We start from the raw sequence: 21,322 nt of genomic DNA, 5'->3' as shown, positions 1-21,322 counted from the left end.
ACTCGTGGCCCTATCGAGCGCGTCGTGTCGCCCGTCGAGTCACGGAAACGGGTGGTGTTCGCGCCGCAGGCGTGCCTCGAACCCGAGCGAGGCGGGGACCGACTCCGCCCGCGCGCCGAAGTACGACTCGTCCACGAACAGCGGTTGTGCCTCGGGGAGGAGCACGCGCACGACCTCGAACCCGAGGGCGTCCACGTCGCGGGGCGTGAGGCGCGCGGCGTAGGCGTCGAGTCCCGCGTCGGCCACCCGGTCGAGGAGGGCGGAGAGCGCGGCCGCGTCGGTCGACGCCTCGACGGCGAGTCCGGACGCGGGGACGGTCGCCTCCGGGGCGACGAACCCCTCGACGGAGTCGGGGCGCGATGCGAAGTGGCCGATGCGTCCCCCCGCGTTCGCGGCGTCGCCCCGGCCCATCCCGCGCAGTTCGAGCCAGTTCTGTATCGCCTCGCAGCACGCCGACCGGGCCGCCCGGGCGGGGTCGAGCGCGCAGGCCGTCCCGAGGGCGAAACGAGGCCACTCTCCCTCGCGGTGGACCGCACAGGCGACGACGGGGACGTCCACGTCCTGGGTGAGCAGCGTCGGCGTCACCGACAGTCCCTCGGCGCGTGCGCGGCGGACGAGCGTCTCGAAGCCCTCGTCGTCGATAGCGAGGCCGAGGGGGTCGTACGTCGAGTACCACGCGAGCATCGACGCGTCCCGTTCGAGGACCTCGGTCAGCCCCGCGACGAGCGCCCCGGCCCCGCCGTTGCCGAGGCCCAGTCCCGTCGTGATGGTCGGCGCCTCCGTCTCGTAGGGGAAGAAGACCCGTTCGGCCGGGAGCGCGACGCTCGCCCCCGAGTGGAGGTCCTCCCCCGGCACCCACGTCGTCGTCTCGTCGTCCCTCGGGACAATCCCCTCGGGAGTGACGAAGCGCGAGAGGGACACCGCCCCGGGGAGCGTGGCGGCGGGGGCGGCGGGCAGGTCTCCTCGGCGATAGACGGCGGCACCGTAGCGTTCGAGCGCCTCGCCGAGGGCCTTCATCATCGCGGCGTCCCAGTCGGGGTCGACGCCGGCGGCGTGCACCGGCGCTCGCACGTCGCTGAACCCCGCCGTGTCGGCGAGCGAGGCGAGGTAGTACGGCAGGGGGAACGACTCCGCCTCCCCCACCTCCGCGACCGGCCCGACGCGCCCGTCGAGCGCCCGCTCCGCCCGCGCGAGGGCGTCGTCGAGCGAGCGCGACTCCCCCTCGCGTCGGAGCGCCCAGTCGCGCTCGGGCGCGCACGAGCAGTGCGGCAGCGCCAGGAACTCACGCTCCGCGTGGGGGACCTCGAGGACGCGCCCCAGGGGCGCGTCGTCGCCGTCGAGCAGGCCGACGGCCGACCGGGCCGCGAGCGTCCCCGCCAGCCGCGCGGTCGGGGCGTCCGGGCCCGCACCGTCCTCGACACGCTCCGCGCTGGCGGCGACCCGACCCCGCAGGCAGTCGTAACAGCCGGTCGACGGGCCGAACCCCGAGACGCTCGCGTCGACGTCGGGGAGCGCGCGGCCGCCGACGCCGCCCAGTTCGACGGCGAGCCAGCGCCGACGGACCTCGTTCGCGGTCGCGAAGACCTGCGCTCCGACCGGCCCGACGACGACGGTGAGGTCGGCGTCCGTCGCGTCCGCGTCCGCGAGGGCGTCGGCGGACGCCGTCGCCACGGGGACCGACGCGTCGGCCAGCGTCTCCCGGAGGGCAGCGAGGGCGGGGCCGTCGCCGACGAGTTCGACAGTCATGCCTGTGAGAGGCGGTGGAGGACGGAAAAGTCGGGCGGTTGTGCGCGCTCGCGGTCGTCGCGGTCTCGCCGTCTACGAGGCCAGGAGGCTCTGGGCGACGTTGGCGAGTTCGTCCGTGTCGGCCTGGCGCAGGCGGTCGTCGCCGAGGACGAGGCGCAGGCGCGGGCGGCCGACGTCGATGGGCACCTTCTCGGTGTCGATGAGGCCGAGTTCCTCGAGACGGGTCTTCGTCCGCGAGAACGTCGCCTTCGAGGCGATGCCGACGTCCTCGCCCCACTTCGAGATGTCGTACAGCAGTTCCTCGTTCTTCGCCGCGACGAGCAGGCTGATGGTCACCTCGTCGAGGCCGTCGCCGTCGCCGCGGGCGGTCTCGAGCGAGGCGAGCACGCCGTCGAAGTCGCCGGCCGCGTCGGTGCCGATTTCGCTCCCGAGCGTCTCGCGGACGCGCGTGATGGGCGGCGTGCGGAGCTTGAAGTCCGTCGCGGCCTCCCAGACGGCGTCGTACTCGTCGCGGGCGTTGCCGACGAAGTCCTCGTCGTCGGTGACGAGGCCGGCGACCCGGTCACCGGCGCTCACGACGGCCATGACGGCGTCGTCGGAGACGAGCAGCGTGTTCGACGGGACGTCGAACGAACGCAGTTCGAGACGGCCGGCGTCGATGAGGTCGGCGGCCGTGCTGGCGACGAGGAAGTCGTCGAGCACGTCCTTCAGCATCCGTTCCTCGCCGAGCAGGCGGACCGACACGTCGTCGGCAGCCGCGAGCGCGTCGACAACCGTCTCGAACGTCGACGCCGAGGGGTTGACGACGTACGTGGTGCCCTGACTGTCGGCGAACGCCGTCGCGAGCAGCGCGTCGATATCCGATTCGAGTATGTTTTCAGTCATTGTTGATTCTATATGGTAACCAGGTATTTAATTTCATTGTTTATCAGTAATTGAAAACGCTCGTCGACTTTATATTCACTCGATTCAGGGGATATCCACCTCCTCGAGGAACGTGTCAGGCCAGTAGAGATTGCCATCGAAAACGACCGGGAGTTGGTGGGTCGTGACGAAGTCGACGACCGCGTCGCGCCCGAGTCTGCGGTCGGCCGTGGTCCCCCGCAGTCTGCGACAGGTCTCGAACGGCGCGTGGAAGCCGTCGCCCACCCGGCCGTCCGCGGGGACGGTGTAGGTGAGGTCGTAGCCGTCCTCGACCTCGTGGAGGTGGACGATGGCGGGTTCCGCGCCCGTCAGCGCGTACGTCCCGTCGCCGACGACGGCGTAGTCGGTGCTCATCATGATCTGTCGCCGGGCGAGTTGCATCGCGCGCTCGATGCCGAACCCGCACATCAGCAGGCGGGCGAACGTCGTCCCGACGGTGGCCGCCGGCCGGTTGAGCACCGTCCGGAGCGTGACGGCGCCCGCGACGCTCCCGCCCTCGACGAGCGCCCGCCCCTGGTGGTACGACCCGCAGGCGTTGAGGAAGAACGTCCGGACGCCCGAGCGCGCGAGGCTCTCGCAGTCGAGCCCGCCGTCCGAGCACTGGAGCCCGCCGACCTCGCAGTGACCGATGTAGTGGAGGAAGTCGTGGTCGGTCTCCAGCAGGTCCGCCAGTTCCGCGACCGAGAGCCCCTCGCGGACGGTCACGTCGACGGGCAGGCCCGCCGACCGCTCGCGGTAGGTGCGCGCGACCGCCTCGTGCTCCCCCTCCATCGCGTCGTCGTTGAGGACGACCGTCACGTCGAGCACGTCGTCGGGCGACCCGTTCCGGAAGCGGTTCTCGAACGCCGCCGCCGAGGGGGTGAACGCCGAGACGGGGACGCCGTCGGCGAGCCACGCGTGGAGTTCGCCGGCCTGTAACTCCGGGTCGACGACGTCGACGGAGGCGACCGGTCCCTGTCCGGGACCCCTGAAGAAGTCGTCCAGCGAGCGTCGGAGGAGCCCCTGGGCGTCGATGTCGGATGACTCGGGGAGGTAGACGAGGCTCATCGCGTCGAGCAGGTAGGGGAGACAGGCCAGCGTCTCCGGGCCGGGGTCGGCGTAGGTCGCGAGGTGCCACTCCGGCCAGTGTGGCGCGAGCGCCTCGGTCGGCACGGTGAGGTACGCCTCGAGGCGCGCCGCCGGTGCCGCGTCGGCCAGCGCCGCCGGGCAGAGGCCGTGGTCGGCGAGCGCCTCGCGCCCGCACGCCGCCACCTCGTCCGGCCGCTCGCGCACGAGGCAGTCGAGGTAGAAGACGTGCCGGAGGAGGGCCGCGACCTCCGTCTGGAACCCCGGCAGCGGCGAGAACTCGTGGGTGACGCCGCAGGTCTCCAGGGCGGGCACGTCGTCCGCCAGCGTGACCGTCGCGCCGAGGTAGTACGCGAGGGGCGCGGCGACGAACAGGTGCTGGCGGTCGGCCGGGAGGCGGAAGTCGACGCCCGTCTCGGGGCGGTCGGCGGCGAGCGTGGGGGGAACGGTGGTGTCGGCCTCGGGGTCGACCCGGAGGAGCGGCGGGTGGGGCCTGAGGTCCGGGTGGGAGCGCGAGGCGGTCGGCTCCCGGACGAGCGCGGAGAGGTTCGTGAGGGCGGTCGCGACGCCCTCGGGCGTATCCGGGAGGTCGAGTATCGGCACGTCGGCGAGGTTCCGACCGACGGATTCCGACATGTCACCGGTGCACTCCCTCATTCATTCATCGATACGAGTAGACTCGTAAAGACCTATCGGCGGGGAAAGCCGGGGGTGAAGGGTAGATTATTCAGGGACCCCTCCCGATTGGCGCACATGGACTACGAACGCGTCCGCGCCGTCGACCCGGCGGTCGCAGACGCGCTGACGGCCGAGGTGGACCGTCAGCGCGAGACCCTGGAGATGATCGCGAGCGAGAACCACGTGAGCCGAGCCGTCCTCGAGGCGCAGGGGAGCGCGCTGACCAACAAGTACGCCGAGGGCTACCCCGGCGAACGCTACTACGCGGGCTGTGAGCACGCCGACGAGGTGGAGGAACTCGCCATCGAACGTGCCCAGGAACTGTGGGGGGCGGAACACGTCAACGTCCAGCCCCACTCCGGGACGCAGGCGAACATGGGCGTCTACCTCGCCATGCTCGACCCCGGCGACAAGGTGCTCTCGCTGGAACTCTCCCACGGCGGCCACCTCAGTCACGGCCACCCCGCGAACTTCACCGGGAAGACCTACGAGGTCGAGCAGTACGAGGTCGACCCCGAGACGGGCTACATCGACTACGAGGGCCTCGACGCGCTCGCGCGCGAGTTCCAGCCGGACATCATCGTCTCGGGCTACTCCGCGTACCCCCGCGAGGTCGACTGGGAGCGCATCCAGGAGACGGCGGAGGCGGTCGACGCCTACCACCTCGCGGACATCGCGCACATCACGGGGCTGGTCGCGGCGGGCGTCCACTCCTCGCCGGTCGGCGTCGCCGACTTCGTGACGGGCAGTACGCACAAGACCATCCGCGCGGGGCGTGGCGGCATCATCATGACGAGCGAGGAACACGCCAGCGCCGTCGACGCGGCCGTCTTCCCGGGCGCACAGGGCGGCCCCCTCATGCACAACATCGCGGGGAAGGCCGTCGGGTTCAAGGAGGCGCTCGAACCCGAGTTCACCGAGTACGCGGAGCGGGTCGTCGCCGACGCGAAGGCGCTCGGCGAGCGCCTCCAGGAGCGCGGCTTCTCGCTCGTCTCCGGCGGCACCGACACGCACCTCGTGCTCGTCGACCTCCGCGAGTCGCACCCCGACACCACCGGCGGCGACGCCGAGCGGGCGCTCGAACAGGTCGGCATCATCCTCAACAAGAACACCGTCCCCGGCGAGACGCGCTCGCCGTTCAACCCCTCGGGTATCCGCGCGGGCACGCCCGCCCTCGCCGCCCGCGGGTTCGACGAGGACGCCAGCCGCGAGGTAGCGGACCTCATCTACCGCGTCGTCGACAACCACGACGACACGGACGTGAAGGCCGAGGTCGCGGAGGACGTGAAGGCGCTCTGCGCGGACTTCCCGCTGTACGAGGAGTAGTCGACCTACCGGAGCGCCCAGAACTCCTTCGCGCCGGGGGCGAGCGCGGTGACGTCGAAGGCGAACAGCACCCGCTCTGCGTCAGTCGGGACGGCGTAGGCGAGTTCACCCCGCCGCGCGTCCCCGGGAGCGACCGCCGCGTCGTCGTCGAACGGCTCGGGGAGCGCGGCAGTGGCGGAGAGCGCCCGCTCGTGGGCGCGACCGGTGCCGTCTTTCACCGCCGTCTGGAGGTCGTTCGAGACGACGAGCGGTTCGTCACCGCGGTTCTCGACGCGGAGCGTCGGAATCACGTACTCCGTGCCCTCCGGCGCCGCGGTGACGCCACCCGTCGCCGTCCGGACCGCCTCGACGGCGACCGTCACGCCCTCGCGGGTGACGTCCGACCCTGGCTCGCGGACCTCGACCGCGAGGTCCTGGTCGAGGACGGCCGGCCGGGCCACCCGGTCGTCCAGGTCGACCTCGACGCGGTCGTGGTCGAACCCGTCGTACCCCCGGAGGTCGAACACCAGCGTCAGGTCCTCCGCATCGGCCGGTACCTCGTACACCAGCGGGCCGCGGACCACCTCCCCGGGGACGAGGTGGTCGCTCGCCAGCGCGCCACCGCCGTCGCCGGTCGCCCCCGAACGCTCGTAGGTCTCGCCCGACCCGTCGCGGACGACGCCCCCGACGAAGCCACCGAACGCGACGACCGACTCGCTCTCGTTCTTCACCGCGAGGTCGACGACGAGGTACGTCCACCCCTCGCGCGCGCTCGACCCGCCGACGTCGGTCGTCCGTTCGACCGAGCGGACCACCATCGTCGACGCGCCGTCGGTGAGCGCCCGGCCCACCCCCACCGGACCGTCGCCCGCCGCCGTGGGCGTCGTCTCGTTACCGAGCGCCGACCCCCCGCCGAGCGACCCGTCTCCCGACGCACACCCGGCGAGGACCACCGTCCCCGCCGTCGCACCCCCCAGTAGCAACTCCCGTCGCGTGATATCGGACTGTCTGCCTCTCATGGCCACCGTTTCGCGGGAGTATCGGGTTCCCGCGTAAAAGCCTTTGTAAACACGTTTACATTTTCACGGCGGCGTGTGACTCACCGTTCTCGACCCGTCGGCGCCCGGATTCGACGGTTCGTGAGAGTCGCCCGATGATACGTGTCCACCGAGTGTGATGTCTCCCCGTGGAGTTTCCTCGCGTCGGCCGTCCCGTGGCCGTGAACGACGACAGGGCGAGGGGGACGGTTCGACGGGTCGCAAGCGCGAGGACGTCGAGGACGCTCACCGTCTCGCGCTCGACCACGCTCAGCAGCGCCTCTCGTTCGAACGCGAGGAGGTACCCCCCGACGAGCAAGGCGATACCCACTACGACCGTCATCCCCGTCCGCACCGGCCGGCCGAGGACGCGCCGAGTGTGGTACGCTAGCGAGCGGACGAACGGCAACCGGTTCACGACGTCCCACCCCGGCCCACCCGGCACTCCTAGAGTCGTGGTACCGTAACGCATTCCAACGCGATGCCCGTATCCCCCGCAGGGTTCACCCCGATACCGGCCGGTTCGATACACGAACGTGCGCACAATTCGCGTTTTTGACCCCAGAAGTGAGCACGGACCCGAGCGTTGAAGGTGTCCGGTCCCGGCCGTTCGGGTATGACCGAGTTGATCGACGGGAACGCCGTCGCCGCGGACGTTCGAGACGGCCTCGCGGACGCCATCGGGACGCTCGCTGACGCGGGACACACGCCCGGTCTCGCCACCGTCCTGATGAGCGACGACCCCGCGAGCCAGACGTACGTCTCGATGAAACAGCGCGACTGCGAGGAGGTCGGCATCGACGGAACCCACGTCGAACTCGACCCCGAGGCCGACGCGTCCGAACTCTACGACACCATCGACGAGCTGAACGGTGACCCGTCGGTGCACGGAATCCTGGTGCAGATGCCGGTCCCGGAGCACGTCGAGACGCGCCGGGTGTTGCGCGCCATCGACCCCGCGAAGGACGTCGACGGCTTCCACCCCGAGAACGTCGGGCGATTAGTGGCCGGAAACGCCCGCTACAAACCCTGTACTCCACACGGCGTCCAGAAACTCCTCGAAGCATCCGACGTCGACCCCGAGGGGAAAGACGCCGTCGTCGTCGGGCGCTCCGACATCGTCGGCAAACCCATGGCCAACCTCCTCCTCCAGAAACAGCCGGGAGGGAACGCGACGGTGACGGTCTGTCACTCCCGGACGAAGGACTTGGCGGCGAAGACCCGGCAAGCGGACATCGTCGTCGCGGCCGCCGGCGTCCCCGAGATGCTCGATGGAAGTATGCTCTCGGAGGGAGTGACGGTCATCGACGTGGGCGTCAACCGCGTCGACGTCGCCGAGCGAAGCTCGGCGGGCAGTCGGACTCCGTCCGACGATGCCGACACGGGAAAGGGCTACGAACTCGTCGGCGACGTCGACTTCGAGAGCGCCAAAGAGAAAGCCAGCGCCATCACCCCCGTCCCCGGTGGCGTCGGGCCGATGACGCGCGCGATGTTGCTCTACAACACGGTGAAGGCCGCCAGCGAGCAGGAAGGAGTGGCCGTCGACCTCCCGTAGTGACCCCGACGCCGGAGGAACTCGTCGCCGCCGCCGCGGGTGACGTCGCCCGGTTCGCGGCGACGGTCTCCCTCCCCGCCGCGGAGTGGGAGTCCGTCCGGGACCGGGGAGACGTCGCGTGGGGGGTCGGCGCGGCGGTCGTGGACGCGGGACGCCTGCTGCTCGTCCGACAGCGGGGGCAGTGGCTCCTGCCGGGCGGGATGCTCGAACCCGACGAACGCCACGCCGAGGGGGCGGCCCGGGAGGTGTACGAGGAGACGGGTGTCCCCGTCGAGGTGACGGGTCTGGGTGCGGTGGTCGAGCAGACGTTCCGCAACGCGGCGACGGACGAGGCGTTCGACGTCGCGTTCGTCGCCTTCCACGCGACCCCCGAACACACCCGCCTCGCCGACGACCCGGGACTGGAGGGTGAGGCCATCGAGGACGTGGCCTGGCACGGGACGGTCCCCGCCGATACGTTCCAGCGCGAGATGGTGACGGCGCTGTTCGAGGGGTAGCGGCGGTTCGAGAGAATGGGACGAGGCGTCCGGGACGTCACGCTCGCCGCACGACGACGCTCGTCACCGCCCCGACCCCCTCCACCTCGGCGCGTGCGAGGCACCTCAGTCGCGGTCCGTCCAGAAGTCGAACGACCGCCCCGGCGCGAAGACGTCGAGGCCGACGGCGCGTTCCTCGCCCGTGTTCTCGACGCGGTGGGCCTCCCACGCGTCGAGCCAGACCGAGTCGTACTGTCCCAGCGTCACCGAGTCGCCCTCGGTGTGTATCGTCAGTTCGCCCGCGAGCACGAGACAGACCTGCTCGTTCTCGTGGTCGTGCATCGGCGAGGCGTGGCCAGGGGGTTTCTCGAACCACTCGAAGGTGAAGGCGTCGCTCCCCGCGAGGGAGACGCGCCGCCAGCCCTCCTCCGGTTCGTACGTCGCTGCCGCGTCGAACTCGACGGGTTCCATGCGCTCCCGTCACCTGCCCGGAAAAAGAGCGTACCGATAGGGGTGACCTACAGGTTCGAGTCGCCGAGGCCCCCGTCGATGGGGACGGCGACGCCGTTGATGTATCCCGAGAGCGGCGAGGAGAGGAAGGCGACGGTGTTACCCAGCTCCATGGGGTCGCCGATGCGTCCGAGCGGGTTCGACGCGCCGCGCGCGTCCAGCCCCTCCTCGTAGGAGTCGTACTCGCCGCGCTCGACGCCCTGCTCGATGAGTTCCCGGATGCGCCGCGTCTCGTGGGGACCGGGGAGGACGGCGTTACAGCGCACCTCGGGGGCCAGTTCCGTCGAGAGCGTCTTCTCCAGCCCGATGACGCCCATCCGGACCGCGTTCGACAGCACGAGCGACGGGATGGCCTCCTTCACCGACCGCGAGGTGATGGTGACGAGGGTGCCGCCGCCGTCGGCCGCCAGGTGCTCCGCCGAGGCGTGGACGAGGCGGACGACGCTCATGACGAGCAGGTCGTAGGCGGCGTACCAGTCCTCGTCGTCGGTGTCGAGGAACGGCCCGGAGGGAGGACCGCCGGCGCTCGTCACGAGGTGGTCGAGGCCGCCGAACGCCTCCACAGTGGCCGCGACCAGCGCCTCGACGTCGTCGGGGTCCGTGAGGTCCGCCCGGACCGGGACGACCTCGCCGGTCGCCACCCGCTCTATCTCCTCGACCGCCTCGGCGAGCGACTCCTCGCTTCGCCCGTTGACGACGACGTTCGCGCCCTCCCGTGCGAGCGCTTTCGCCGAGGCTTTCCCGAGACCGCTACTCGACGCCGTCACCAGTGCCGTGTTCCCCTCGATTTCGAGGTCCATACCTCCCGCTGTTCCGGCGGGGACTTATCCGTTGGTGACGGACGCCCTCGGTTGACTCCGGTGTCGTTCGGCGGGCGTCGGCCGCTGGTTCTGCGACGCCGAACGTCTCGCCCGCGAGCGCGTGAGTTCAAGTACCGGGACGGGACCACCCGACGTATGGTGTGAGAGCCACCGACGGACGAACTGGGCCGGAGCGCCGCCACCCGCCGTCGGCAGCGAGAACGGCGGCCTGTACGCCACACGGGTCCTGTGAGCGACCGCGTCGACCGACGGGGGCCTCACGCCATGGCGTCGAGGCGGTTTCGCGCCGCGGCCAGCGCCCCCTCGTCGCCCTCGACGAGGTACGTCCCGACGTCCTGAGCCGTCCGCGCGAGTCGCTCGCTCTCCGCCGGGTCGACGTCGCCGTCGAGCGCCTCGATGCGCTTCGCGTGGTCGCGTAGCGTGCCCAGCACCCGACTGGCGACCGGGTCGGGGTCGTCCTCGAGGACGGTCACCGCGTCGCGCCGGTACGCGAGGACGGCGTTCGCGTAGGCGAGGCCACGCGCCGCGCGGAGCGACGACGGCACCGCGTCGGGGGCGGGACGCTCGTCGAGGTCGGTGCCCCGGAGTAGACGCAGGAGGTAGAGCTCGGCCGCCTCGTCGGTCCGCATCCGCCGACCGGCCTCGCGGGCGGCGGCGGCCAGTTCCGCCGCCGCGAGGTACGTCTCCGAGAGCGGCTTCAGTTCCCCCTCGTTGATGAACCCCGACCGGCGGGTGAACTCGCGGCACCGCTCGGCGGCCAGGTCGACCGCCGCGTCGAAGTCGTCGTCGGCACGTGCGCGCGCCTCGGTGAGGTCGAGCGTGACCGGCGCGTCGGTGTGGCGGGTCCGCCCGTCGACCCCCCGGCTGCGGAGGCTCCCGCACTCCGGACAGGACACCTCGCCGGTCTCGTAGTACGACCACCGGGTCCCACACTGGCTGCACTCGCGTCGTCCCCGGACCTTCATACCCGGTCTATGCCCCGCTGGGGGGAAAACCGTGGGTGGTCCGCGACGGGTCGACCTGTCCGACCGACAGGGTTTATTCCGTCCGCGGGAGAACGTCGTTCCATGCCTCGGAGTACCCGCGCTCCTGGTCGAGAAATACCCGCGAACTGAGTCCTCACCGGTCGCGAGAGCGACGAGTACCGTCGACGACGACGACATCCCCGTCGTCGTCGTTCGCCTCGACGATGCGACCCACCGGCTCTCGCACACCGAAGCGCGTGCGTTACGCACCTCGCTCGACGACGCCCTCCGTCGCACCGAGGAGTTCGTCCACACCGTCGGCGAGCACCGCCCCGACGGGACGTACGTCGTCTCGCGTCGGCGCGCCGACTCGGCCGGGCATCGGAAGGTGTTCGACGCCTTCGGCACGCTCTGTGGCCTGTACGACGACCTCCCGGAGACCTTCACCGCAGTCGACGTCGAGGGAGTCTCGGGTGGGCGGCGCCACATGCTCGTCTGGCACCTCGTGGAGCACCCAGCGTTCGACTGCCGGATGGTCAGCAAGCAACCGTTGACCGCCCGAAAGGGGTGAACCGTCACGAACGAAGGCTTTTCTCGGTGAGGTCGAACACGCGACCATGCAGCCCAGCCCATCGACGTTCTCCATCGTCGCGCGCGACCCGGAGACGGACGCGGTCGGCGTCGCGGTCCACTCGAAGTTCGTCGGCGTCGGTGCCGTCGTCCCCTTCGCCGCGGCCGACGCCGGTGCCGTCGCCACCCAGAGCTTCGCCAACGTCGCCTACGGGCCGGACGGCCTCGACCTGTTGCGCGACGGCGAGCGCGCGGGCGACGTCGTCGATGCGCTGACCGCGGACGACCCGGACGCGCCGACCCGGCAGGTGGGCGTCGTCGGGCAGGACGGCTCGGTTGCGGCGTTCACCGGCGAGGAGTGCTTCGACTACGCCGACGACGTCCAGGGGGACACCTACACCGTACAGGGCAACATCCTCGAGGGGCCGGAGACGCTGACGGCGATGGCGGAGACCTACGAGGCGACCGGCGGCGGCCTCCCAGAGCGCCTGCTGGCCGCGCTGCGAGCGGGTAACGAGGCGGGCGGCGACAAGCGCGGCGAGCAGGCGGCCGCGCTCTACGTCGCCAAACCCGAGGGCGGCTACGACGGTGGGAACGACCGCTGGATAGACGTGCGCGTCGACGACCACGAGACGCCCATCGACGAACTCGAACGGGTGTTCCGGCTGTACGACGTCACCCTCCTCGCGCGCGCCGAACCCGAGGAGACGCGCGAACTGAGCGGCGAGGCGGCCCTCGGGGTCGAGACGATTCTGGCAGACCTCGGCCTCTACGACGGGACGCCGAGCGAGACGTTCGACGAGGACGCCCGCGCGGCGCTGGAGGACTTCCGCGGGCTGAACAACTTCGAGAACCACTCCCTCGACGTGCTGGAGGACGCACTGGCGAGGGGGTGGGACGACGCGGCGGGCGAGGGCGAGACGCGTCTCGTGAACGCGCTCTGGCACGGTCTCTCGCGGCTCGAACGGCGCTGAATCGCGCGACGTGAGCCGGCCACACGCTTTTGGTTCCGGCGCGGGTGAGTCAGGTATGCGCAGCGAAGAGGAGGTCCGCGAGCAGTACGAGTTCCTCAAGGAGCACCTCGACAGCGAGGACATGCGCCACGAGGGCGTCCGACAACTCTTCACGCACTACCGTCGGGCGCTCGGGTGGGTGTTGGAAGAGGAACACATGTGAGCCGGTGCCGGTAGGTTTATAACACTGTGACGGCTTGTGTCTGATGACGCTTCGCTTGGAGGGCCGAAGCGTCAGCGGGGACCAATTCAGGGCGGCGGGCCCGAGCGGGCGTTTTCATCCCGCTGGGCCCGCTTTCCTTTCCGAGAACTACCATACACGAGCCGAGCGGCCGTTCTGGGTACGTCCGACCGACGAGCCAACGGCCCGTCGACGTCGACGAACGAGCCAGTCGCTCTCTCGTTCCCGTGACTCCGTGTGCGCGACGGTCGAGAGCGCGGTAGGGGTGTGAGTTACTCGACGGAGAGGCCGCCCGACTCGCCGCCGCCGCTCGACTCGCCCTCGCGCCACTCCAGTTCGAACTCGACGCTGAGTTCGGGCGACCCCGACCCGGTCTCGCGTTCGGCTTTCACCTCGAAGGTGGGTCGGTCGGGGACGTCGAGCGACACCGACTCGCCGCCGTCCGAGAGCGTGATACCCTCGCCGGCCTCGAGTTTGTCCGCGACCGCCCGGAGGTGGGCGGCGATGGTCGCGCGCGATTCGGTCTGTTCGGACTTGAAGAGGACTTCCTCCATGTGTGGGGGATGGTGCGCGCGGAAGATAAGTCGGTCGCCGGACGGTCATCGTCTCGTGATTTGACGAGACGGAAGAGTCGGATGCCGACCCGCGAATCGCGGCCGTGTAGCGCGGTTCGGTCCCCGTCGCAGTGAACGGTTGGCCCTCGGCCGACATGTTTATACCGCCGTCGAATTATTATCTTAAAACACACATGTACGACCTGACCGGTTTCCAGCGTGACCTCCTGTACGTCATCTCCGGGCGCGAGGAGCCCCACGGCCTCGCCATCAAGGAGGAACTCGAGGACTACTACGAGAAGGAGATTCACCACGGACGGCTCTACCCGAACCTCGACACGCTCGTCGAGAAGGGACTCGTCGAGAAGGGACAGCGCGACCGGCGGACGAACTTCTACACGCTCACTCGACGCGGCCGCCGGGAGATCTCGGCCCGACAGGAGTGGGAGGAACAGTACCTCAACGGCGAAATCGAGGCGTAAGTCGCCCATCGTTCGTCGGGGCCTTCCACCGCGTCGGCCTCTCTCTTCACCTCTCTTCTCGCGTCGTCGGCCGTCTCCTGTCGCACGAGCGACGGGACCGTGGGTCAGTCGCCGTCGGAGGGGCGGTTCGAGGTCGGGTGGGGCGCGTCGCCGGGCGTCCCCGACGGGTCGGTGGCGCGGTCGGGGTCCGGGTCGTCGCCCACCGTCGCCGTCTCGACGGGCGACCCCTCCGGCAGGTCGAACGACCGCGGGAGGACGCCGGGGTCGACGCTGTAGGGGCGCACCGACCCCTCCGAGAGCAGTTCCGGGAGCACCAACGTCGCGAAGTGGTAGATGAAGACGAGCAACACCGGTCCGAGGAAGATACCGTACCAGCCGAACAGCAGCGGGCCGAAGATGTAGGCGAACATCACCATGCCGATGTGGAGGTTCCGCCCGGAGACGTACGGCCGGAGCACGAAGTCGGGAACTGAGTCGACGACGACGAACGAGACGGCGAAGAACAGCACGACGAACCAGAGCGGCCCGCCGGTCGTGTACTGCTGGACGAGCAGGTACCCGGTGAGCGGGAAGTAGACCAGTTTCATCCCGACGACGGGGATGAGGCTGGCGGCGCCGGTCAGCAGGCCGAGCAGGGTGGGGTAGGGGACCGGTTGACCGGGGACGACCTCGTTCAACAGCGTGTAGGAGACGGCCCCGATGATACCGGTGAAGACGGCGTTGAGGATGTTGCCGAAGAAGATGCTCGCGAGGTCCGTGTCGACCGCCCGGCAGTAGTCCCTGAGGATGCCCCGTCGGTCGTCGAAGCGCCTGTAGAACCACCGCGAGAAGCGTCCGCCGTCGCGCAGGAGGTAGAACGCGAGCGCGAGGACGACGAACACGTGGAGGAGGGCGTTCCCGATGAACCCGAGGTAGCCGAGGGCGTCGTTGAACGCCTGCTGGGCGAAGTCGCGGAGCGTCGGGTCGTTGAGCAGCGTCTGGGGGTCCTCGACGATGTAGGAGACGTCGATGTACGGCCTGATGAGCGGTTCGAGCGGGCCGAGGTCGATGCCCTCGCGGACGGAGAGGCGCTGGTACTCCTGGATACCGACGGCGACGACGTAGGCGAACAGCGAGAGCGCCGGGAGCGCGAGGACGAACAGCGAGACGAGGGCGGCCAGACTGGGCGGGTAGATGCGACGCTTCAGGCGCTCGTAGACGGGCCGCGTCGCGTAGTAGACGAAGAGTCCGAAGATGAACGTCCCCACGAACGAGTAGACGACGAGCGCGAACGCACCGGCGAGGGCGACGCCGACCACCACCCACGCCACCTTCGACCGGTCGAGAGACGGGGGGTCCATACCCTCTCATTCCGGGAGCCGAACAAAAACCCCGCGGCGGAAGGAGCGCTTATCAGGTATTGAGCACTATGTATAACTACATATGTCACAACACACCGCCGGGCTGCTCGACCCGGTCGTCGCCCGGTTGCTGCTCGCCGCGGCGCTGGGACTGTTCCTCGGTCTCGAACGGGAGTGGTCACACCGGTCGGCGGGGGTGCGGACGTTCTCGCTCATCTCGCTGCTGGGTGCCGTCTTCACCGTCCTCGACTCCGAGGGCCTGCTCGTGGTCGGCGCCGTCCTCGTGACGGTCCAGGGGGTCGCGCTGGTGGTCCGTGGACTGGTCGTCGACGAGGGCCTGTCGCTGACGACGGCCGTCTCGATGCTCGTCGCCTACGGCGTCGGGGTGCTCGTGGCGTCCGGTTACGTGACGGCGGGCGTGACCGTCGCCGTGCTCTCGTCGTTCCTGCTCGTCCTGAAGCGCGAACTCCACGGGTTCGCGTGGGGGTTGACCCGCTCGGAACTCCGCTCGACCGTCGAGTTCGGCGTCCTCGCGTTCGTCGTCTACCCCCTGCTCCCCTCCGGCGAGTCGACCGTGACGGTCGCCGACCTCGAGGTGGCCGTCGAACCCCGCCTCGTCTGGCTGCTGGTCGTCAGCGTCGCGGCCATCGGCATCGTCAACTACGCCATCGTGAAGGCCTACGGGAGTCGCGGCATCGCCGTCACGGGTTTCTTCGGCGGCCTCGCCTCCTCGACGGCGGTGGTGGGGACGATGCTCGACCACGTCCGCCAGCGCCCGGAGGCGGTCTCCTACGCCGTCGCGGCCGTCCTGCTGGCCGACGCGGCGATGGCCCTTCGCAACCTCGCCATCGTCCTCGCGTTCACGCTCGGGCGGGGGCCGCTGTTCGGCCTGGTCCTCCCGCTCGGCCTCCTCGTCGTCGGGAGCGTCGCCGTCGCCGCGTTCATCGCCGACTGGGACGAGAGCGTCGAGGTGGAACTCGACAGCCCGTTCTCGCTGCGCACCGCCCTCGGCTTCGGCGCGCTGTTCGCGGTCATCCTCACGGGGTCGGGCGTGGCGCGCGCACTCCTCGGCGACACCGGGTTCCTCGTCGCCGCCGCCCTCTCGGGGCTGGTCTCCAGCGCCGGCGCCACCACCTCCGCCGTCGTCCTCTACAACGGCGGGGCGCTCGACGCGAACACCGCCGTCCTCGGCGTGCTGGTCGCCACCGTCTCCAGCGTCGGCGTGAAGGCCGCCCTCACGCTCGCCAGCCCCGACCGGTCGTTCGGCTACCGGGTCGCCGTCTGGAGCGCCGGCCTCGCCGTCGGCGCGACGGCCGCGAGCGCGGTCCTGCTGTTCTAACCCGCCCGTAACAACTGCCGCAAACACAAGACCTTCTTTACCCCCCGAGTGCCAACCGGATTCATGGACCGCGAGACGACGACGCCGGCGGTTCGGTCGATGCCGGGCAAGCGCGCCCGGCAGTGGGCCGCCCGCCACCGAGAGCACGCCGCCACCACCACCTACGTCTACGACTTCGTCTGGGACCTCACCGGTGAGGCCGACGGCCCGTTCTGCACCGACGTCGACGGGAACGTCCTCATGGACTTCACGAGTCACGTCGGCGCCGCGCCCCTCGGCTACAACCACCCCTACCTCCTCGACCGCCTGCGCGAGTTCGACCTCGTCGACCCGCTGAAGATCGCCGGCCAGGACTTCTACGTCAGCGGCGAGGGCGTCGGTGACGAGGGGCTCCCCGGCCCCACCGGCCTGATGGAGCGCCTCGTCGAGGCGACCGACCACTACGGGATGGATACCGTGTTCCTCTCGAACTCGGGGGCCGAGGCCGTCGAGAACGCCATCAAGATCTGCTACGACGAGTCGGGGGGGAAGTACGGCATCACCTTCCAGGGTGCCTTCCACGGCCGGACGCTCGGCGCGCTCTCGCTCAACCGCTCGAAGGCGGTCCACCGCCGCGGCTACCCGGAACTCGCCGGTATCCACGACGCCCCCTACTGCGACGACCGCCGCTGCACCCCCGCGACCTGTTCCTGTGGGTTCTTCGCGGACGACACCTCCCAGCTCCGGCGCATGCTCGACCCCGAGTCGGGCTACGTCGACCCCGACGAGGTCGCCTACCTCGTCATGGAACCCGTCCAGGGCGAGGGCGGCTACCGCATCCCGAGCGACGCGTTCGTGCGCGAGGTGGCGGACCTCGCGGCCGAACACGACCTCCTGCTCGTCGCCGACGAGATACAGTCGGGGATGGGCCGCACGGGGGAGATGTGGGGCGCCGACCACTTCCCCATCGAACCGGACGTCATCACGGCCGCGAAGGCGCTCCGCGTCGGCGCGACCGTCGCCCGCGAGGACGTCTTCCCGGCCGAGCGGAGCCGGCTCTCCTCGACGTGGGGGGCGGGCGACGTCGTTGCAGCGGCGCAGGGGGCACTCACGCTCGACGCCATCGCCGACCTCGACCTGCTGGAGAACGCGACCCGGCGCGGGCGCCAGTGCGTCGAGACGCTGCGCGACGCCGACCCCGAGGGTGTCGTCGACGTGCGCGGCCTCGGCCTGATGCTCGCCGTCGAGTTCGAGACGAAGACGCTCAGGGACGACGTCATCGACGCGGCGCTCGCCCGGGGGTTCCTCACGCTCGGCTGTGGCTACAAGACCCTCCGCCTCCTGCCGCCCCTCGACGTCACCGAGCGCGAGATAGCCCTCGCCTGCGACCTGCTGCTGGCGGCCGTCGCGGACGCGACGGCGGCCTGAGTGGGGGCGAGACGAGGGGCACGACGACCGTGCCGCACCCGTACGCGTGCTCGTCTGCACCGAGCGCGGTGCGCAGACGCGCCGAGTTCTCCCCGAACGTCACCGAACGACGGTCACTCTCGCGGTAAAGAGTTATGCGTGAACCGTGCGTCCACGCAGCATGGGTTCGGGCACGGAGGTCTCCCACGAGGTGGCGTTGAGCGAGTCGAACACCTTCCGGTTCCTGCCGGGTGCGATGGACGGCGTCTCCTGTCCCTGCTGTTTCCGCGACCTGCTGGTCCGGGAGGTCATCGAGCGCGGCGCGTGTACGGGCTGTGAGGCCTCGCTGGAACTGCGCCTCGTCTCGGAGTGTGCGGAGTAAGGGGATTGGAACACTACCGTCGACCAGTACGAAGGAGAGGACGACCCGAGAGAGCGGCTATCGACCCTCCGAACCCGACGCTCGGCGGAGCGGGTGCGGGAACACGACGACTCGCACCGGGCGCGAACGAGCGAAGCGAGTGAGCGCTCGGCCTTTTTCGTCCAGTTTTTGACGGGGGGTGAGGCGCGGCGAAGCCGTGCCGAGGCTCCCGTGAAAAAGGTGGGTGTCTAGAACTGGTAGCGTCGGCCGTCGTTCTCGGGGGGACTCGGCGCGCCGGTCATCTCCTCGTAGGTCATCCCCGAGAGGTACTCGTCGTAGGTGACGTCGAAGCCGCTTCTGAGGTGGAAGTCGGCCCGGCCCGTCTCGACGGTCGTCTGGAAGAACTGGTGGAGGGCGCGCCGGACGAGTTCGTCCGGGTCGTCGGGGTCGAGCATCGTCGTCAGGAAGGCGAGTTCGGTGCGCGTCTCGCGGTCGAGGTCGACGGTCAGGTCGTCGCCGAGGTCGCGGTAGGAGCGCTGGACCGCGTCGTTGAGGTCGTCGAGGCTCATGGCGTCACCTGTCGTGCCGGAGGGAAACCCGTTGCGTTAGTGGGTCAGTCCTCGACCGGCGCCGCGCGTTCGTAGGCCGCGTCGAAGAACGCCACCTCGTACTCGACGGCCCGCTGGAAGAGGCGGGTCAGGCGGCGCTCGCGGGCCGGCGAGAGCGACCCGTCGAGCGCGTCGAGTTCGTCGCGCAGGAACCCCACGGTCGCCTCGAACGCCGGACCGGTGTGGAGGTCGACCCACTCCGCGAGGTAGAACTGCTCCGGGCGTTCACCCTCCCCGCTCGCCCACGTCAGGTAGACCCACTCGACGGGGACGAGGACGGCGAGCGTCTCGGCGTAGCCGCCGTCGAGCGCCCCCCTGAGCAGGAGGTCCCCGAAGCGCTCGGTGACGGGGTCGAGGGTCGGGTCGGTCCGGTCGCGTTCGGGGACGGCGAGGGCGTCGAACGCCCGGCGGAAGTAGTCGGTCTCGTCGGTCGTCACCGCGCCGAGGAAGCCGGCGAAGTCGGCTTTCGCCTCCAGCGTCGGGGCCTGCGCCGCGGCGTGGGCGACCACGTCGGCGAGGGTGGTGACGAACGCGAAGTCCTGGACGAGGTAGTGGCGGAAGACGGCGTCGTCGAGCGTCCCCGCGTGGAGTTCGCGCGCGAAGCGGTGGTCGGTGGCCGCCGTCCAGTCGTCGCCCGTCGCCGCGCGCAGGCGGTCGGTGAGGCGGTCGTCGGTCATAGCGGCCACTCCTCCCGGCGGTAGGCGGCGTCCCAGAACAGGTACTCGTACCGCGAGGACGTGAGGAACAGCTCCCGATACTCCTCGCGCGCCTCGGGTGAGGCGTCGGCGGCCACGTCGTCCATCAGTTCGCGACACCACGCCGCGAGTTCGGTGAACTCCTCGTCGGAGTAGGTGCGTATCCACTCGGCGTACCCCTCGTGGTCGGGGAGGCCGTCGGCCGCCAGCCGTCGTCCCGTCTCGTTGAACCCCCACATGCACGGCAGGAGCGCGGCCACCGTCTCGCCGAAGCCCTCGTAGCCCGAGCGCACGAGGAAGTCGGTGTACGCCCGCGTGGTGGGGGTGGGTTCGGTCGCCTCGAGGTCGGCCTCCGAGATGCCGAACTCGGCGGCGTACGACCGGTGGAGGTCCATCTCGGTGTCGAGCGTCTCGTGGAGGAGCGTGGCGAACCGGCCCATCCGGTCGAGGTCGGGCGCGTGGGCCGCCCCGAGCGCGAACACCCGGCCGTACTCGACGAGGTAGACGTAGTCCTGGCACACCCACTGCCGGAACGGTTCTTCGGACAGCGTCCCGTCGCCGATACCCCGAACCATCGGGTGGTCCATCGTCGCCGCCCAGATGGGTTCGGCCACCTCGCGCAACTCGTCCGTGAAGGCCATGCGGGGAGTCGGGAGAGGAGGGAGTAAAGCGTTACCACCGGCTTGTACCACGGCGTTTCAACGAGGTCGACAGCGGGAAACCACCACCGCTAAACGCCTCCCGGGCGAGGGGTCGACGATGACCGACCCCGCGGCCTCGTTCTCGCTCCCCGACGACACCGATACGGTGCGCGCGGCGCTCGTCGAGTGGTACGAGGCCGACCACCGCTCGTTCCCCTGGCGCGAGACGACCGACCCGTACCGCATCCTCGTCTCGGAGGTGATGAGCCAGCAGACCCAGCTCGGGCGGGTCGAGGCGGCCTACCGCGAGTTCCTCGATGAGTGGCCGACCGTCGAGGACCTCGCGGCCGCCGACCGCTCCGAGGTGGTGGGCTTCTGGACCGACCACCGCCTCGGCTACAACAACCGCGCGACGTACCTCCACACCGCCGCTGGCCAGGTCGTCGAGGACCACGACGGCGAGTTCCCGACGACGCCCGACGGCCTGCAGGACCTCCACGGCGTCGGGCCGTACACCGCCAACGCGGTGGCGAGCTTCGCGTTCGACAACGGGAACGCCGTGGTGGACACGAACGTCAAGCGCGTCCTCTACCGCGCGTTCGACGTCCCCGACGACGACGCGGCGTTCGAGGCGGCCGCGAACGAACTGCTGCCCGCGGGGGAGTCCCGCGTCTGGAACAACGCGGTCATGGAACTGGGCGGGGTGGCGTGCGGGAAGACGCCGCGCTGCGACGAGGCGGGGTGTCCCTGGCGGGCGTGGTGTCGCGCCTACGAGACGGGCGACTTCACCGCCCCCGACGTCCCGACGCAACCGAGTTTCGACGGGAGCAGGCGCCAGATGCGCGGGCGGGTCGTCCGCGCGCTCCGCCAGCACGGCGCGCTCGAACTGGACGCGCTCGGCCACCGCGTCCGGGTTGACTACACCCCCGAGGGGACCCACGGCCGGGAGTGGCTGACCGACCTCCTGTCGGACCTCGAATCGGACGGCCTGGTGAGCGTCGACGACGACGTCGCCCGGCTCAGTCGCTGACGGCCGGAACGCGATTCGCAGTCGTTTTGCCCCGCAGGCG

General features: G+C 70.2%; 24 protein-coding genes. 11 read left to right on the top strand and 13 right to left on the bottom strand.

Going from position 1 to position 21,322, the window contains the following annotated elements; translation table 11 throughout:
• Nucleotides 1-39 precede the first annotated feature (39 nt).
• The 3 genes from P1Y20_RS02095 to P1Y20_RS02085 all read right to left on the bottom strand — a co-directional run bounded on the left by P1Y20_RS02095 (nucleotide 40) and on the right by P1Y20_RS02085 (nucleotide 4,392).
• Complete coding sequence (locus P1Y20_RS02095) at nucleotides 40-1,746, bottom strand: YcaO-like family protein (RefSeq protein WP_304447003.1); 1,707 nt, start codon at nucleotides 1,744-1,746, stop codon at nucleotides 40-42.
• A 72-nt stretch (nucleotides 1,747-1,818) separates the two neighbouring features.
• Nucleotides 1,819-2,631, bottom strand: a complete 813-nt coding sequence (gene tbsP, locus P1Y20_RS02090; RefSeq protein ID WP_304447002.1) for a transcriptional regulator TbsP — start codon at nucleotides 2,629-2,631, stop codon at nucleotides 1,819-1,821.
• Nucleotides 2,632-2,715: 84 nt separating this feature from the next.
• Nucleotides 2,716-4,392, bottom strand: a complete 1,677-nt coding sequence (locus tag P1Y20_RS02085; protein WP_304447001.1) for a CHAT domain-containing protein — start codon at nucleotides 4,390-4,392, stop codon at nucleotides 2,716-2,718.
• 96 nt (nucleotides 4,393-4,488) lie between these two features.
• On the opposite strand from P1Y20_RS02085, the gene glyA reads away from it, so the two are divergent.
• Nucleotides 4,489-5,739 carry a serine hydroxymethyltransferase gene (gene glyA, locus P1Y20_RS02080; protein WP_304447000.1) on the top strand — a complete coding sequence of 417 codons (1,251 nt, stop codon included), beginning with the start codon at nucleotides 4,489-4,491 and terminating at the stop codon, nucleotides 5,737-5,739.
• Between the two features lie 5 nt (nucleotides 5,740-5,744).
• Here glyA and P1Y20_RS02075 read toward each other — a convergent pair whose 3' ends face one another.
• Both P1Y20_RS02075 and P1Y20_RS02070 read right to left on the bottom strand, forming a co-directional pair.
• Entirely contained in the window at nucleotides 5,745-6,737 is a 993-nt protein-coding gene (locus P1Y20_RS02075) for a DUF4352 domain-containing protein (RefSeq protein ID WP_304449451.1), read from the bottom strand.
• 55 nt (nucleotides 6,738-6,792) lie between these two features.
• Nucleotides 6,793-7,173, bottom strand: coding sequence for a hypothetical protein (locus tag P1Y20_RS02070; RefSeq protein ID WP_304446999.1), 381 nt, complete (start codon nucleotides 7,171-7,173; stop codon nucleotides 6,793-6,795).
• Between the two features lie 198 nt (nucleotides 7,174-7,371).
• Here P1Y20_RS02070 and P1Y20_RS02065 point away from each other — a divergent pair, with 198 nt between their 5' ends.
• Both P1Y20_RS02065 and P1Y20_RS02060 read left to right on the top strand, forming a co-directional pair.
• Nucleotides 7,372-8,310: a bifunctional methylenetetrahydrofolate dehydrogenase/methenyltetrahydrofolate cyclohydrolase gene (locus tag P1Y20_RS02065; RefSeq protein ID WP_304446998.1), complete on the top strand. Its 939-nt coding sequence runs from the start codon at nucleotides 7,372-7,374 to the stop codon at nucleotides 8,308-8,310.
• A complete protein-coding gene (locus tag P1Y20_RS02060) occupies nucleotides 8,310-8,807 on the top strand; it encodes an NUDIX domain-containing protein (protein WP_304446997.1) in 498 nt (165 codons plus the stop codon). Before P1Y20_RS02065 ends, P1Y20_RS02060 begins: the two co-directional genes overlap by 1 nt.
• A 105-nt stretch (nucleotides 8,808-8,912) precedes the next feature.
• Here P1Y20_RS02060 and P1Y20_RS02055 read toward each other — a convergent pair whose 3' ends face one another.
• The 3 genes from P1Y20_RS02055 to P1Y20_RS02045 form a co-directional block, all read right to left on the bottom strand.
• Nucleotides 8,913-9,257 (bottom strand): cupin domain-containing protein, encoded by a 345-nt coding sequence (locus P1Y20_RS02055; RefSeq protein WP_304446996.1) that lies wholly within the window; start codon nucleotides 9,255-9,257, stop codon nucleotides 8,913-8,915.
• A gap of 47 nt (nucleotides 9,258-9,304) precedes the next feature.
• On the bottom strand, nucleotides 9,305-10,096 hold the full coding sequence (locus P1Y20_RS02050) for an SDR family oxidoreductase (protein ID WP_304446995.1): 792 nt from the start codon (nucleotides 10,094-10,096) through the stop codon (nucleotides 9,305-9,307).
• 278 nt (nucleotides 10,097-10,374) lie between these two features.
• Entirely contained in the window at nucleotides 10,375-11,082 is a 708-nt protein-coding gene (locus tag P1Y20_RS02045) for a DUF7117 family protein (protein WP_304446994.1), read from the bottom strand.
• 31 nt (nucleotides 11,083-11,113) lie between these two features.
• On the opposite strand from P1Y20_RS02045, the gene P1Y20_RS02040 reads away from it, so the two are divergent.
• From P1Y20_RS02040 to P1Y20_RS02030, 3 genes are read left to right on the top strand one after another with little or no spacing between them, the layout of a single operon-like run.
• Nucleotides 11,114-11,653, top strand: a complete 540-nt coding sequence (locus P1Y20_RS02040) for a DUF7528 family protein (protein WP_304446993.1) — start codon at nucleotides 11,114-11,116, stop codon at nucleotides 11,651-11,653.
• 46 nt (nucleotides 11,654-11,699) lie between these two features.
• Nucleotides 11,700-12,626, top strand: coding sequence for a DUF1028 domain-containing protein (locus P1Y20_RS02035; protein ID WP_304446992.1), 927 nt, complete (start codon nucleotides 11,700-11,702; stop codon nucleotides 12,624-12,626).
• Nucleotides 12,627-12,681: 55 nt separating this feature from the next.
• Nucleotides 12,682-12,828 (top strand): DUF8555 family protein, encoded by a 147-nt coding sequence (locus P1Y20_RS02030; protein WP_304446991.1) that lies wholly within the window; start codon nucleotides 12,682-12,684, stop codon nucleotides 12,826-12,828.
• Nucleotides 12,829-13,118: 290 nt separating this feature from the next.
• On the opposite strand, the gene P1Y20_RS02025 is transcribed toward P1Y20_RS02030, so the two are convergent.
• Nucleotides 13,119-13,400, bottom strand: a complete 282-nt coding sequence (locus P1Y20_RS02025; RefSeq protein ID WP_304446990.1) for an amphi-Trp domain-containing protein — start codon at nucleotides 13,398-13,400, stop codon at nucleotides 13,119-13,121.
• A gap of 194 nt (nucleotides 13,401-13,594) precedes the next feature.
• On the opposite strand from P1Y20_RS02025, the gene P1Y20_RS02020 reads away from it, so the two are divergent.
• The gene (locus P1Y20_RS02020; RefSeq protein WP_304446989.1) at nucleotides 13,595-13,882 is read left to right on the top strand and encodes a PadR family transcriptional regulator; all 288 of its coding nucleotides are present in this window, start codon (nucleotides 13,595-13,597) and stop codon (nucleotides 13,880-13,882) included.
• Between the two features lie 104 nt (nucleotides 13,883-13,986).
• Here the strand turns inward: P1Y20_RS02020 and P1Y20_RS02015 are convergent, their stop codons facing one another.
• Entirely contained in the window at nucleotides 13,987-15,222 is a 1,236-nt protein-coding gene (locus P1Y20_RS02015; protein WP_304446988.1) for an AI-2E family transporter, read from the bottom strand.
• A gap of 82 nt (nucleotides 15,223-15,304) precedes the next feature.
• On the opposite strand from P1Y20_RS02015, the gene P1Y20_RS02010 reads away from it, so the two are divergent.
• The 3 genes from P1Y20_RS02010 to P1Y20_RS02000 all read left to right on the top strand — a co-directional run bounded on the left by P1Y20_RS02010 (nucleotide 15,305) and on the right by P1Y20_RS02000 (nucleotide 18,329).
• Nucleotides 15,305-16,561 carry an MgtC/SapB family protein gene (locus P1Y20_RS02010; protein ID WP_304446987.1) on the top strand — a complete coding sequence of 419 codons (1,257 nt, stop codon included), beginning with the start codon at nucleotides 15,305-15,307 and terminating at the stop codon, nucleotides 16,559-16,561.
• Nucleotides 16,562-16,624: 63 nt separating this feature from the next.
• Entirely contained in the window at nucleotides 16,625-17,968 is a 1,344-nt protein-coding gene (locus tag P1Y20_RS02005) for an aminotransferase class III-fold pyridoxal phosphate-dependent enzyme (protein ID WP_304446986.1), read from the top strand.
• Nucleotides 17,969-18,128: 160 nt separating this feature from the next.
• A complete protein-coding gene (locus tag P1Y20_RS02000) occupies nucleotides 18,129-18,329 on the top strand; it encodes a hypothetical protein (RefSeq protein WP_304446985.1) in 201 nt (66 codons plus the stop codon).
• A 227-nt stretch (nucleotides 18,330-18,556) separates the two neighbouring features.
• Here the strand turns inward: P1Y20_RS02000 and P1Y20_RS01995 are convergent, their stop codons facing one another.
• The 3 genes from P1Y20_RS01995 to tenA are packed head-to-tail and all read right to left on the bottom strand — an operon-like array spanning nucleotide 18,557 to nucleotide 20,252.
• Nucleotides 18,557-18,877, bottom strand: coding sequence for a ribbon-helix-helix protein (locus P1Y20_RS01995; protein WP_304446984.1), 321 nt, complete (start codon nucleotides 18,875-18,877; stop codon nucleotides 18,557-18,559).
• Nucleotides 18,878-18,921: 44 nt separating this feature from the next.
• A complete protein-coding gene (locus tag P1Y20_RS01990) occupies nucleotides 18,922-19,593 on the bottom strand; it encodes a TenA family protein (RefSeq protein WP_304446983.1) in 672 nt (223 codons plus the stop codon).
• Nucleotides 19,590-20,252 carry a thiaminase II gene (gene tenA, locus P1Y20_RS01985; RefSeq protein WP_304446982.1) on the bottom strand — a complete coding sequence of 221 codons (663 nt, stop codon included), beginning with the start codon at nucleotides 20,250-20,252 and terminating at the stop codon, nucleotides 19,590-19,592. The genes P1Y20_RS01990 and tenA overlap by 4 nt, the downstream gene beginning before the upstream one ends.
• Before the next feature lie 118 nt (nucleotides 20,253-20,370).
• Between tenA and P1Y20_RS01980 the strand changes: the two genes are divergently transcribed.
• Complete coding sequence (locus P1Y20_RS01980) at nucleotides 20,371-21,282, top strand: HhH-GPD family protein (protein ID WP_304446981.1); 912 nt, start codon at nucleotides 20,371-20,373, stop codon at nucleotides 21,280-21,282.
• Nucleotides 21,283-21,322: the final 40 nt, after the last annotated feature.

Source organism: Halomarina ordinaria (assembly GCF_030553305.1).
GTDB classification, from domain to species: Archaea; Halobacteriota; Halobacteria; order Halobacteriales; family Haloarculaceae; genus Halomarina; species Halomarina ordinaria.
This window is presented reverse-complemented; position numbering and strand designations above follow the sequence as displayed.

Coding starts and splice junctions, on each gene's coding strand:
- P1Y20_RS02095 (WP_304447003.1), bottom strand. CDS start 1,746: ATGACTGTCGAACTCGTCGGCGACGGCCCCGCCCTCGCTGCCCTCCGG.
- tbsP (WP_304447002.1), bottom strand. CDS start 2,631: ATGACTGAAAACATACTCGAATCGGATATCGACGCGCTGCTCGCGACG.
- P1Y20_RS02085 (WP_304447001.1), bottom strand. CDS start 4,392: ATGAGGGAGTGCACCGGTGACATGTCGGAATCCGTCGGTCGGAACCTC.
- glyA (WP_304447000.1), top strand. CDS start 4,489: ATGGACTACGAACGCGTCCGCGCCGTCGACCCGGCGGTCGCAGACGCG.
- P1Y20_RS02075 (WP_304449451.1), bottom strand. CDS start 6,737: ATGAGAGGCAGACAGTCCGATATCACGCGACGGGAGTTGCTACTGGGG.
- P1Y20_RS02065 (WP_304446998.1), top strand. CDS start 7,372: ATGACCGAGTTGATCGACGGGAACGCCGTCGCCGCGGACGTTCGAGAC.
- P1Y20_RS02055 (WP_304446996.1), bottom strand. CDS start 9,257: ATGGAACCCGTCGAGTTCGACGCGGCAGCGACGTACGAACCGGAGGAG.
- P1Y20_RS02050 (WP_304446995.1), bottom strand. CDS start 10,096: ATGGACCTCGAAATCGAGGGGAACACGGCACTGGTGACGGCGTCGAGT.
- P1Y20_RS02045 (WP_304446994.1), bottom strand. CDS start 11,082: ATGAAGGTCCGGGGACGACGCGAGTGCAGCCAGTGTGGGACCCGGTGG.
- P1Y20_RS02035 (WP_304446992.1), top strand. CDS start 11,700: ATGCAGCCCAGCCCATCGACGTTCTCCATCGTCGCGCGCGACCCGGAG.
- P1Y20_RS02030 (WP_304446991.1), top strand. CDS start 12,682: ATGCGCAGCGAAGAGGAGGTCCGCGAGCAGTACGAGTTCCTCAAGGAG.
- P1Y20_RS02025 (WP_304446990.1), bottom strand. CDS start 13,400: ATGGAGGAAGTCCTCTTCAAGTCCGAACAGACCGAATCGCGCGCGACC.
- P1Y20_RS02020 (WP_304446989.1), top strand. CDS start 13,595: ATGTACGACCTGACCGGTTTCCAGCGTGACCTCCTGTACGTCATCTCC.
- P1Y20_RS02015 (WP_304446988.1), bottom strand. CDS start 15,222: ATGGACCCCCCGTCTCTCGACCGGTCGAAGGTGGCGTGGGTGGTGGTC.
- P1Y20_RS02010 (WP_304446987.1), top strand. CDS start 15,305: ATGTCACAACACACCGCCGGGCTGCTCGACCCGGTCGTCGCCCGGTTG.
- P1Y20_RS02005 (WP_304446986.1), top strand. CDS start 16,625: ATGGACCGCGAGACGACGACGCCGGCGGTTCGGTCGATGCCGGGCAAG.
- P1Y20_RS02000 (WP_304446985.1), top strand. CDS start 18,129: ATGGGTTCGGGCACGGAGGTCTCCCACGAGGTGGCGTTGAGCGAGTCG.
- P1Y20_RS01995 (WP_304446984.1), bottom strand. CDS start 18,877: ATGAGCCTCGACGACCTCAACGACGCGGTCCAGCGCTCCTACCGCGAC.
- P1Y20_RS01990 (WP_304446983.1), bottom strand. CDS start 19,593: ATGACCGACGACCGCCTCACCGACCGCCTGCGCGCGGCGACGGGCGAC.
- tenA (WP_304446982.1), bottom strand. CDS start 20,252: ATGGCCTTCACGGACGAGTTGCGCGAGGTGGCCGAACCCATCTGGGCG.
- P1Y20_RS01980 (WP_304446981.1), top strand. CDS start 20,371: ATGACCGACCCCGCGGCCTCGTTCTCGCTCCCCGACGACACCGATACG.